Origin of the sequence: Aquimarina sp. RZ0 (assembly GCF_008370685.1) — a bacterium.
GTDB lineage: Bacteria > Bacteroidota > Bacteroidia > Flavobacteriales > Flavobacteriaceae > Aquimarina.
Genome location: NZ_VTZU01000006.1, coordinates 137,547 through 150,096, shown reverse-complemented (window position 1 = coordinate 150,096; position 12,550 = coordinate 137,547). Strand labels below are relative to the sequence as shown.

Here is a 12,550-nt window from a genome sequence, read left to right as displayed (position 1 = left end):
CGGTTTTATCAACTCTGTAAACTCCTCCACTACTAACCGTCAGTGTCTGAGAATTTCCTATAACCATACCAGTGCCTAAATCCGTCCAAACATAAGTCGGAAAGCCTCCTCCTGCCGTCAGATCCAACGTACCTGTACATAAAAAAGCATTAAAATTACCATCGCAACTATCCAAATCTATTAAAAAATTTGAAGCTCCAGGTTGTTCACGTCTACAGACATCCTGACCTAAAACACTGTCTTCTCCGCTTCTTGTCACTCCAGAAATAAGACCTGTATATGTAGCTTGTGCTATATTTTGTATGTCATTACTACAGGCATCTCTCAAGTCTGCACAACTTGCTACTACCTCTACCCCAAAACGAATATTTATTGGACCATCAAAACGTTCTAATACACTATCATCAAAGGTAAAAGTAACCGTACGACCGGTTGGGTCTATCACCGCGGTAACACCTGCTGGTGTCGTAATTGTTCCTCCTACAAAATCAACATTGGCAGGGAGAATATCCAAAATACTCGCATTGATAATATCTTCATTACCCTGGTTCTCAACCGTAAGCTCATAAAACAATTGGTCTCCTAGATTAACGCCTCCTCCAGTAATATCTACAGCATTTATATCCAATACCCGTTTGAATACTGCTAATTCTGGTTCTATGATCTCAATACTAAAAGTGTTTAAGAATATCCTGTAGCGATCTCCCTCAGTACTTGCTTGAAAATCTACCTGAGTTTGATTGTTTCCTATTATACTATTACCTGTATTCGCAATATTAAAAATATCAGCATCAAAGCCCAAAGTGTTCTCTGAGGCTGGGTTACGTGCCATATTATAGTTACCATCTACAGAGATTGAACTGTTAAAAAAGTTTGTAGCCCCATTTACTGGAGCTGCAGATAGCGGTACTGGAAAACCTGCTAAAGGAGCTGCCTCAATCGCTAAACCATCACCAACAATTCCAAAATCTCCTTCTAATGCTGCTACACCAAATCTTGCATTTACTGGTAAAGGAGCAGGCAAGGTCTGAAAACCTGTATAGGTAAATGTCTCCGGAGGATTGGCACAACCTGAAGGAAGGTTTTCTGTTAAAGAAACATTCACTGTATTTCCTGCGAGTAGATCATTTATATAAAGGTTTCCGTCTGCATTACCAATCATTACTGCCGGTATGGTAATTCCTGAACCAGTACCTGTCATAGCAAAACTACCATTACCTCCATCATTATTAACGACAACAACTCCTATTGCTCCAGCATTCTGAGCATTTAAAACTTTCTGTGTAAACTGACAGGTTCCTCTGCGGATGATCGCAATATTACCATTAACTGCTGCTGCATTTACCAAAGCACTACAACCATCCTCTGTAGTACCATTTCCATCATCTACCAAAACCAGATCACCTGTTAAAGATCCAGGGCTGTTAGGAAGTGGTACACTACCGGGGCTAAAGTTATTACTTGAGTGATTCGTACCGGTACCGGCTAAAGTGCCACTATTTACAACAAATTCAAAACCGGATTCACATTCTATTTCTAAAAATCCATGATTGGTACTAAAGAATTTTCTCGATAAGGTACGATCTTCATAAATAATAACCAGTACCCAACCAGCTGAGATACCACTACCTGATTCTGTAAGTCCCGTGGCGGATCTTACATTGGCAACAGTATAAGTTCCATCAGCATTGGCTAGTTCTGTAGCAGGATCTTCCAGAGATTGTAATAATGCCGTAACATCTGCATAACACACATACGGGATATCATTACTGGCTACATCTCCTGGATTGGTAGATGTGTTTCTATATCCATCATAAATGGTTCCTGCGTCTCCTGCTTCTGCGGTAACATCGATATACGTTGTTGTCCCGGGAAGCATTAATTTTACAGTCCTGAAATCTGGTCTGGGATCAGGTACCGGAAGACCTACTGTCTGCGGGCTATCATTTCCATTGGCAGCATCAACTCGATCTTCATAATAGGTAGCAGACCAGTACAATCCAGCATATGCTATCTTGGCACAGGTAGAACTTGCTGTAAAATCAGCACTACTGGAACTAAAGGTAGTAGGATCACTATCGATATCAATATACCCCTGTGTTAATTGATCATTATAGGCTCCTCCATTATAGGGGTTATTAGGATCATAATTAGTGGTATCTCCACTAAAAAAAGGATTTCCTGTTCCGCTTTGATCTCCGCTAAGACCTGTAATTGCATTAGCGATAATTTGCATGTCTCCTTGTATCGTAAGGCTACTCGCATTATTCAAAGGAGTTGTAAAAGGTACTTCTTGTGCAATTATACTTTCAGCATTAAAGCATAAAAGCATGAATACTATTACAGCTAGTTTAATATGTACTGCTAGTTTCATAAGCTGTGTATTATAGTTAAGTTTATCATTTTATTCCTTGGGGTTAATCTATTTTCAATATATACAGATCTCCATCATATGTGTTATTAACATTAGAGAATAAGCTCTGTTTTGCCTGATCCAGACTATCATAGCGCTCTAAATAAACATATATATAATTATCTTTCGGATTTCTGAAATATTGAGGGTCTAATCCTTTTGATTTTAGTCTAGACATTCCACGCTCAAAATAATTCTCTCTTTTAAAAATATTAGTAATTAAATAATATCCTGTCTGGATGTTATGCCCTCCAATATAGGATAGACTTTCAGACAACACAGTATCATCTTTTACTGTTTCTTTTATCAAACGTGTTTCTGCTACTAATTTCTTTAAAGACTCTACTCTACTCTTTGCGATATGTAAAATCCACATATCTCCAAAATATCGGTTACCAATGTTGTTTAAATAATTTTCTGCAGCTTGATCCTTATCGGCATAGTATTCTATCGCTACATATTGATATTGGTTTTCTGGGTTCAGAATAATCTGAGAATTATTAAAACCAAGATCTGTTAATGTTTTAGTAAAGCGATCGGCATATACCCCACCTCTAAATACATTCCCTACCAGATAATATCCTTCTGGATATCCAGGAATATATTTGGTTGCATATTTAGCCTCTGGTCTAGATGCCTCAGCAAACTTTATGAATCGATTTTTAGAAGTTAGTCTTTTAGAACTTAAAGGATCAGAGTCTTTTTTAACCTCTTCGGCTTCATCATTCATATTTACCAAAGATTCTAAAAGTTTATTAAACTCTCTTTTATCTAAATTAGTGGTAGTTGTTAATAAAGAATCTCTTGATGCAATCAACTTATTTGTAATTCGACTACTGTTATCCAATTCTTTTTGTATCTGATCAAGATCTTCTCTTTCCACCTCTGGTTGTTGAGCGGCAGCCTCTTGTCTTACTCTCTCTTCTTCTGCCAATCGTGCTGCCTCAGCCTCTTGTCTTACTCTCTCTTCCTCTGCCAATCGTGCTGCCTCAGCCTCTTGTCTTACTCTCTCTTCCTCTGCCAATCGTGCTGCCTCAGCCTCTTGTCTTACTCTCTCTTCCTCTGCCAATCGTGCTGCCTCAGCTTCCTGACGTAGTCTCTCTTCCTCCGCCAATCGTGTTGCCTCAGCTTCCTGACGTAGTCTCTCTTCCTCCGCCAATCGTGTTGCCTCAGCTTCCTGACGTAGTCTCTCTTCCTCTGCCAATCGTGTTGCCTCAGCTTCCTGACGTAGTCTCTCTTCCTCTGCCAATCGTACTGCCTCAGCCTCTTGTCTTACTCTCTCTTCCTCTGCTAGTCGTGCTGCCTCAGCTTCCTGACGTAATCTCTCTTCCTCTGCTAGTCGTGTTGCCTCAGCCTCTTGTCTTACTCTCTCTTCCTCTGCCAATCGTGTTGCCTCAGCCTCTTGTCTTACTCTCTCTTCCTCTGCCAATCGTGCTGCTTCGGCTTCCTGACGTAGTCTCTCTTCCTCTGCTTCTTTATCTTTTTGTAAAGTTACTTCTCTTTCTAATTTCTTTTCTGAAGTTAACCCTTCTTCCTCAGTTTTTTGAACCGCCATTTCTGACTCTAATTTCTTTTGAGAAGCTAATCTTTCTTCTTCGGCTTTTTGAGCAGCCATTTCTAATTCTAATCTCTTTTGAGAAGCTAATCTTTCTTCTTCTTTTTTTGCAGCCTCAGCTTCAACTCTTTCTCTTTCGGCGACAGCTGCCACTTCTGCTTTCTTTTCTTCTTCTATTCTTGCCTGCTCTTCTGCGACTTCTTGTTCTGCAGCCTCAGCTTCTTGCTTGGCAGCTTCCAAGGCTTCTGCCGCAGCTTCTTGTTTAGCAGCTTCGGCTTCTCTCGCAGCTTCTTCTTCAGCTATTTTGGCTTCTTCAGCTTGAATTCTGACAGCTTCTTCTTCGGCTATTTTGGCTTCTTCGGATTGTCTTCCGGCAGCGGCTTCCTCAGCTTGCCTTTTTTGTTCTGCCATTTCACGTTCAAGCTTTCTTTCTGATCGTAAACGCTCTTCTTCTTCAACTTGTCTCTTCTGTTCTGCCATTTCTTGAGCAAGTCTTCTCTCTGATTGTAAACGTTCTTCTTCCTCAGCTTGCTCATTCAATAGTTTTACTTCTTCCTCACGTTGTAATGATAATTTTCTTGCAGCCTCAGCTTCTTTCTCTTTGGCTTCCTGAATAGATCTTTCCAATTTACTCATGGATCTTTGCGCCTGACTTAATGTGTCTCCCTTAGAATTTTTCAGTTCTCTGATCAACTTATTCTGCTCTAGAATTTCTTTTTTCAATCTTCTTATTTCAGAATCTCTGGCCTCATATGCAGGGTTAGAAGATGTTCTTCTCCTTCTTCTTTTTTCTTGTTTATTGAAATTAAATGCCAGTCCAAATTCATGAGTAGCTCCAAATTCTGAGGTATTCGCCGCTCCTCCAATTCCTGGTTCGACTGTATATCCCACAGAGATAACTTTTGTTATATTGGCTCCAACACCGATTGAAGCGCCAAAAAAGCTGTTATATCCTAATTGACCCCATCCGTATTTAGGAATTTCAAAAAATACATTTCCTCCATAACGCAACTCTTCTACTCCTGGCTTAGAGGCATATGCCATCCCTCTTATTTCATTTTCTGTTCTCCAATCTAATTCTGTGGTGTACATAATATGCCCTGAATACACAAAATTATCTGTTAACAATTCACTGCCAGTAATATTATAAGCTACTAAGTTCCCTACGGATACCCCAACGTCAAAGCTTCCATAATTAAAATTAACTCCAGGATGGAGTAAAAAGACTGAATTATTTTCATAATTATTTATCACATCATCATCTGCCGCTGCTTCATCTAAATTACTTTTTAATGAACTCTGAGAATAATTTACATTTACACCAAACGTAAAATTCATATCTCTGTTTAGCTCCAGATTATATGCATAATTCAATGTAGCCCCAAAAAACCTGAATATCCCAACATTTTGCTGAAAAAGACCAATACCAACACCTGTTTTTTCTTCGAATCTTGCTGAATAATTTAGAAAGTATGTTTGCGAATTATCATTAAAGCTAGCTCTTGGGTTTCTATTATAAATATTTAATGAATTCTTGTTTTCTCGAACTAATGAGAAGGTTGGATTAAACATAAAGCGATTATACTTCAAAGAATTATGCAACGGAATATCCGATGGCAAAACCCCAGAAGTATTAGATACTGCTTCCTGACCAAACATAAAATTTATAGAAATGGTACAAATAAATATAAAGAGTATTTTTTTAATCATAAATTATCTCATTACTGTAATCGTTCCTTTTTTAAGTATCTCGCTATTTCTGGTAATTATATAGTAATATATGAGCTCACTTGCACCTGAAGCCGAATTAGACGGCCAATCCTGATTATAGCCTCCTGATTTCTCAAAATCCAATTTTCCATTAGAACTATATATGGTTACTGCTACTTCTGGTGATCCAAATTCATCAGGTAATACCCAATTATCATTGATACCCGGACTACCATTAGGTGTAATCACATTAGGAATTACTGCGGATATACCAGGTTCATTCCCAATTGTAATATTACCCTCAATAATACAATCCTCATATGTTATCTCTACTTCATAACTTCCTTCTTCTGTAATGGTTAACATATTAGTAATTTCCCCTTCTATTAGCTGAAAATCTCCATCAATTTCTACAAACCATGCATAGGTATATAGCACACTTTCCGGAACACTTAAAACGATGCTCCCATTTACTGGAAGAAAAGGTGGATCAGCTACAATTTCTATATCATCTGTCAACAATTGAATCACTACGGGTTCTGAAGTTACCGTAGGAAAACCACCTGGAATAAAAGCTGCCGAAAGTGTATATGAAGCATTATCATTTACATTATCAATGGTAAGTGATGTGCCGGTTTCTCCAGTAGGACTACCATCTCTAAACCATTCAAAACTAAAAAACAGTAGTTGTTCTACAGTTAATGGAATTTCTAAACTACCATCGGCTGCAGAAGTAATACCTAATAAATTCTCTAATGCCAGCGTAGCTGTATTATCATTACAATCAATTATCTGGGAAACCACTGGTTTAAAATCGACGGGAACAAAAACTGAAGTTTCTGCCATAAGCGTACTCATGCAAAGATCATTGGTAAGTACATCTGCACGGTATATTCCTGGTGACGTTATATCGATAAAAAAAGTATTTGCTCCGGCGATAGGTATATCATTTTCAAACCATTCTATAGTACTCCCTGAAGGTGCATTGGTTTCGATTTCTAATCGTATGGTTTCACCTGGAAGTATAATTAACTGTGGAGGTGGCTGACTGGTAATATCTGATCCAAGATTGATCACTTCTACGGCTTCTGTAGTTATATCACATCCATCTCTTGCTGTAACCCTAACTGTATAATTTCCTCCAAAATTACTTTGAGGTAAGTTGAGATTAGGAGCATTAGAATCAGCGATAGCAACATCATCCTGAAACCATTGATATGTATAGGCAGCATCGGTAATACTACAGGTTAATAATTTTACATCTTCCGGACAAAATTCTACAGGTGATGCAGCCTGTTCATTGATAAACACATTGGTAGTGTTAAAAGCAAATACCGTAGTATTTGCCGAATCAAAATTGAAAAATGGATTACAGAAACCAAAATCAATTTTTACATTATAATTTCCCTCCCGTGTTACATTTTCTAAAACATTTGTTGTTTCTCCAGGAATTACCGTATTATTAAACGTCCATATATATGCTGGAAAACCTTCTGGCAAGGCAGTTAAGGTTACCGGTTCTCCTTCGCACAAAGCAACATTATTAGCATTTACATTAGGACCCGTCAACGTAACTCCTTCATCAAAATTAAAAAAATAAATTGCCATTCCGGTAGTAATCTGACTTTCAAAATCGGGGTTTTCGACCCGTATTCTCATACTGTAATTGTCACTCCTCAATGTCTGTGGGATAGGAAAATCTATAAATTCTATATCTGCACTAGATCCCAAAGCTGTTGGAGAAGTAAAAGTATCTAACAAAATTGTTCCTCCATCAGAAAAATCACCATTTTCATCAGACAATTCAAGCAAAAACTCTGTTCCAGGTCCAAAAAAACCTGAAGGGCCATTATATTCGGCAATAGCAGAACGATTAGGAATGTTTTGGTTTACACAAGCATTCGTATTGGTAACATTACTATCATTGATGTAGAATTCAGGCATAGTAATTTGTTGAGCAGTGACCTCAAGGGAAGAAGAGAGGACAAGCGCAAAGGCAAGTAACGATAGGTTAAGTTTCTTTTTCATAGTATCACACTTTATAAATTGATGTGAATATATGCCCTACTAACGAAGCGATTTGGGACGCTTGTTAATAATATTGTTAATATAAATATTGTAAAGTCATAAAATTATAAATATTTAATTTATATCAAACGTATTTTCTGTTTTTTTTTGTAATAATATTCTTACTCCGTTTTGAGGAGAATAATTACACAGAAGCATGTCACATATCCAATTCACCGATAATATACATAATTTTTTGTTAATCAGTGTATTGTAACGTTTAAAAAAGCATTTTAAAGCCATAAAAATCAAAATATTTTACCACACAAAATTGCAAATCAAACTAGCTAAAAATAGAAAATACTTAAATTTTTGAAATATTATATCTTTTCACGAACATAAAAAATCATCAAAAAAAGACAATTTTCACCGATGAAGTGTATTTTTTTTTGATTTTAAAGTACTTTTTTGTTGAAATATTTCAATGATTCTTTGCCAACAAATAACAGCTTTTTATAATAATTATTGTGATTAATTCTATTTATAATTATTTGACATAAAAACATCATAAAATCACGGGGCATTATTGTTGTATAATATGTTATTTATCCATTACTGTAATTGTTCCTTTTTTTATTATTGCGTTATTTTTGGTAATTATATAATAATAGATAAGTTCGCTTCCGCCAGAAACTGAATTAGATGGCCAATCTTGATTGTATCCACCTGATTTTTTAAAATCCAAAGCACCATTATAACTATATATTTCTACCGTTACTGCTGGTGATTTATACACATCTGGTAAAACCCAATCATCATTCATACCTAAACTGCCATTTGGGGTAATCACATTAGGAATCAATTCGGATATACCAGGCGTATTACCTATGGTAATAGTATCTTCTTCTGTACAATCTTCATAGGTTATTACTGCTTTATAGTTTCCTTCTTCTGTAATGGTTAACATATTGGTGGTCTCACCCACTATCAATTGAAAGTTTCCTTGAATTTCTACAAACCAGTCATACGTGTACAATTCACTTTGAGGAACACTTAAAACAATGCTTCCATTTACTGGAAGAAAAGGCGAATCCGCTATAATCTCTATGCCTTCTGCCGACAATGGAATCACCACAGATTGAGAAGTTATTGGAGGAAAACCTCCTGAATTAAAGGTTGCCAAAAACGTATAGGAAACATTTTCTTCTGCTCTATTAACCGTTAAAAAGTTTCCCGTTTCTCCCGTTGGTATAGTCTCTCTTAGCCACTCAAAACTAAAAAGTTCTAATTGTTCTGTAGGTAATGATACTTCTAAGCCATCTGACGTAATACCGAATAGATTCTCAAATGCCAAAATAGCACTATTCTCATCACAATCTATTATCCGTGATATTTCTAACCTAAAATTTACTGGAATAGATACCGTTGTCTCTGCCACTAGTGTACTTCTACAAAGATCATTGGTAAATACCTCTGCACGATATACTCCAGGAGTAGTTACTGTAATATTGTCTTCATTAGCATCCACTATAGGCGTATCATTTTCGAACCATTGGATCGTACTTCCTGCGGGCGCATTTGTAGTTATGCTCAAGGTAATTGTTTCTGTAGGTAATATAACTAATTGTGGCGGTGGTTGACTGGTAATATCTGACCCCAAATTGATCACTTCTACAGCTTCCGTTGTAAATGAACAGTTTTCATTTTCTGTAACCTTCACTGTATATTCACCATCAAAATTGCTTTGTGGCAACGTAAGAAATGAAGTATTCGAATCAGCAATGACCATACCGTTCCTAAACCAAGTATACGTATATGCTGGATCCGTAATACTACATGTTAACTGTTTTGTTTCTTCTGGACAGAACTCAACAGGCGAAGCACCTTGCTCGTTTATAAATACTTCGGTAGCATCAAAACTAAATACATTTATATTCGCTCTTGCAAAAGAATATGCAGTTCCTCCAAAAGTATTGCAGGTACCAAAATCAATTTCGACAGTATATTTTCCTGGTTCTGTAACATTCTGTAAGGTATTACTTGTTTCTCCTGGAATATCCATTCCATTAAAAAACCACTTATATTCTAATAAATCTCCTGATAATACCTGTAATGTAGTAGGAACTCCTGAGCATAATCCGGCATTTCTTGCTTCTATATTAGGTCCTCTAAGAATCACACCTTGTGAGATATCAAAATAATGAATAGGCAGTCCTAGAGCTACCGTAGTAAATTCAGGATCTTCTACCCTAATTCTCATACTATAATTATCACCTCCTAGGTCTTCAGGTATATCAAAAACACCAAAATCCAATGTAGCACTTGAACTAATAGCTGTTTCCAAGAATAAAGTCGTTAGAACTCTAGTACCTTCGTTAGAAAAAACACCTTCTTCATCTGATAACTCTAATAAAAACTCTGTTCCAGGACCAAAAAAACCTGAAGGACCATTGTATTCTGCACTTACTCCTCGATCTGGATTATCTGTAGAAGCGCACGCAATTGCTCTAATATTATCAATATCACAACTAAATTCGTTGCATATATAAAATCCAGGAGCACTAATTTCCTGAGCTCTTATAGATGATACAGCAAATAAAAATAAAGTGAAAACAAATAACAATGTGTAATTTTTCTTCATACGACTAACCTTAATAACATAAATAGAAGCGATAAGTAATAAAACTCAACTTTTTAAAAGGGGAAAAAACCTTTTTAAAAAGTATCAAAATTAATGATTTATATGATACAATAACCGCCATCATTCCCAAAATAAGGTCAAATAATTATTGACCATTACAAACAGATATCTAAATAACATATTAGTCTTCCTGTTTTTTTTACATTTTATTAACTATAACTATTTATAGCATATTGGTTATTAAATTTTTGATTTTTTAAATAAAGAATCCCCGAGGCAGAGCCATAGGGGTATTCAACAGAAGAAAGTTTTACAATTTAATGAGAACCATCCGTTTTCAAACTTTCCTCTAAAACCTCCGATGCAGAGCATCGGGGAATTCTATTGATTAAAAAACAGGAGTTATATGATTTGTGATTAAAAAATTCGTACAAATTCATTGAATTATTTTTTCTTTATGCAAGGCAAAAAAATCAAGCATAGCTATAGCTACGGTTTATTTTTTAAACGAAGTAGAAAGGAAAAAGAAACGATGAATATGCGAAATTTTTAGTTATAAATCGTATTACTTGAACCTAAGTAAAATAATCATAATTTTTTTAGCAAAGTTTACTCGTATATATATATGATCAAAAAATATCAATATAATACTAAATACTACTTATTGCGGGTGGGGAAATTTCCCTTTATCTGTTTTATCTTGCACCCATCAATTTAATTAATAATCTTAAAATTATAAATTATGAAAAACAACAAGCTACACATTTTTGTTCTTATTGCAGTGATGATATTTATCAGCTCTTGCTCTACTCAAGATGAAGAAGTAACTGAGGAAAATCTTGAAAACTACGAATATTCCTTCCAGGATCCAGAATCTGGCGAAATACACTATTTCAAAACATTTGACGAATTAATAGCATCGCTTAAAGGCACAGAATATTATGAAGCCGTAAAGAAAAAACACGCATTGTTAGCTAAAGAAATAGAAATCATTGAAAAAAATAAATTATATGATTTACCAGACGATGACATTAAGGTCAAAAACTATATAAAATCCTTAGAAAATAGATCGTCTTCACAATTGAAAACAGCACAAGGATCTTCACTTTATGATCCTAGCAACTGTCGCGGTAGACGAATTGCCAGAGGAGATTTTCCTAGAATAAAGAATCCCCGAGGCAGAGCCATAGGGGTATTCAACGGAAGAAAGTTTTACAATTTAATGAAAACCATCCGTTTTCAAACTTTCCTCTAAAACCTCCGATGCAGAGCATCGGGGAATTCTATTGATTAAAACTTGGAAAAGGTAAAAGAAACAGAATAAGTTATATAGAAGGAGGTATTTCTAGTGGGGTTATTGTTTTGTGTGATAAATCTTTTTATAAAGGAGCCAGACGTATTGTATTTGTCGTTCCTTTTTTATGTCAAAAATTAGGTTCTTTTAATAATCGAACAAATTCATTTTTTTAGAGTTCATTACTAAATGACCAAAACTATAAAAGAAATTTTGAATTAAATAGTATAAAAATTTTAGTATACTATACTAAAAAAACCCTCATAAGAACATTTATGAGGGTTTTTACAAGTATAAAAAATATTTTTACTTCTTCTCTTCGCTTACTTCTTCTTCCTTTTTATCATCTTTCTTCACTTCTTGCTTATTTTCTGTTGTTACAGCACCGGTAGCATTTAATTCAGAAACAATTTTATCTGTTAGATCCAACTCTTCTTTTGCGTAAAACAAATTACTAGCTTCTGTTTGCCCATAGATATATGTATATCCATTCTTTTTACCATACTCATTTACAAACTTTTTTACTTTACTGATAATAGAATCAATTTCTGCCTGACTACCTTCCTGAATTTCTTGCATTTTTGCCTGTTGCTCTCTTTGAAGACCTTGCTGCATTATCATTAACTCCTGCTCTTTCTTCTCACGATTAGCTTTAGTCATGGATTTCATTATTGTTTGATACCCTTGTACCTCTGCCTGAAACTGTTTTGCTTTCCCTTCTAATTCTGCTCTAACCTCTGCATTCTTTTTTGTCCACTTTTCCTGAGCTGATTTCATTTCATTAAAATCAGAAACTACTTTTGTGTTATTTACATAACCTGTTTTTTCGGTTTGTTGATTACAAGATGTCATTGTTATTAATGCAACTGCAATCCATATACATTTTTTCATTATTCAAAAATTTAGTTCTGGCAAAAATATCAAAGTTCA

General features: G+C 35.5%; 6 protein-coding genes. 1 reads left to right on the top strand and 5 read right to left on the bottom strand.

The genetic code is table 11. The features are described 5' to 3' along the window. The 4 genes from F0000_RS27610 to F0000_RS04240 all read right to left on the bottom strand — a co-directional run. Positions 1-2,374 (bottom strand): PA domain-containing protein (locus F0000_RS27610; RefSeq protein ID WP_188112019.1); only part of this gene is annotated, 2,374 nt, incomplete at its 3' end. A 43-nt stretch (positions 2,375-2,417) separates the two neighbouring features. Continuing rightward, positions 2,418-5,678, bottom strand: a complete 3,261-nt coding sequence (locus F0000_RS04250) for a PorP/SprF family type IX secretion system membrane protein (RefSeq protein ID WP_149623461.1) — start codon at positions 5,676-5,678, stop codon at positions 2,418-2,420. Positions 5,679-5,681: 3 nt separating this feature from the next. Next, positions 5,682-7,706: a gliding motility-associated C-terminal domain-containing protein gene (locus tag F0000_RS04245; protein ID WP_149623460.1), complete on the bottom strand. Its 2,025-nt coding sequence runs from the start codon at positions 7,704-7,706 to the stop codon at positions 5,682-5,684. A 580-nt stretch (positions 7,707-8,286) separates the two neighbouring features. Then, the gene (locus F0000_RS04240; RefSeq protein ID WP_149623459.1) at positions 8,287-10,326 is read right to left on the bottom strand and encodes a gliding motility-associated C-terminal domain-containing protein; all 2,040 of its coding nucleotides are present in this window, start codon (positions 10,324-10,326) and stop codon (positions 8,287-8,289) included. Positions 10,327-11,068: 742 nt separating this feature from the next. Between F0000_RS04240 and F0000_RS04235 the strand changes: the two genes are divergently transcribed. Continuing rightward, positions 11,069-11,581 carry a hypothetical protein gene (locus tag F0000_RS04235; RefSeq protein ID WP_149623458.1) on the top strand — a complete coding sequence of 171 codons (513 nt, stop codon included), beginning with the start codon at positions 11,069-11,071 and terminating at the stop codon, positions 11,579-11,581. 345 nt (positions 11,582-11,926) lie between these two features. On the opposite strand, the gene F0000_RS04230 is transcribed toward F0000_RS04235, so the two are convergent. Continuing rightward, on the bottom strand, positions 11,927-12,511 hold the full coding sequence (locus F0000_RS04230) for an OmpH family outer membrane protein (protein WP_149623457.1): 585 nt from the start codon (positions 12,509-12,511) through the stop codon (positions 11,927-11,929). Positions 12,512-12,550: the final 39 nt, after the last annotated feature.

What these genes read in the sequence shown, in the direction of transcription:
- F0000_RS04250 (WP_149623461.1), bottom strand. Translation starts at nt 5,678, where the DNA reads ATGATTAAAAAAATACTCTTTATATTTATTTGTACCATTTCTATAAAT.
- F0000_RS04245 (WP_149623460.1), bottom strand. Translation starts at nt 7,706, where the DNA reads ATGAAAAAGAAACTTAACCTATCGTTACTTGCCTTTGCGCTTGTCCTC.
- F0000_RS04240 (WP_149623459.1), bottom strand. Translation starts at nt 10,326, where the DNA reads ATGAAGAAAAATTACACATTGTTATTTGTTTTCACTTTATTTTTATTT.
- F0000_RS04235 (WP_149623458.1), top strand. Translation starts at nt 11,069, where the DNA reads ATGAAAAACAACAAGCTACACATTTTTGTTCTTATTGCAGTGATGATA.
- F0000_RS04230 (WP_149623457.1), bottom strand. Translation starts at nt 12,511, where the DNA reads ATGAAAAAATGTATATGGATTGCAGTTGCATTAATAACAATGACATCT.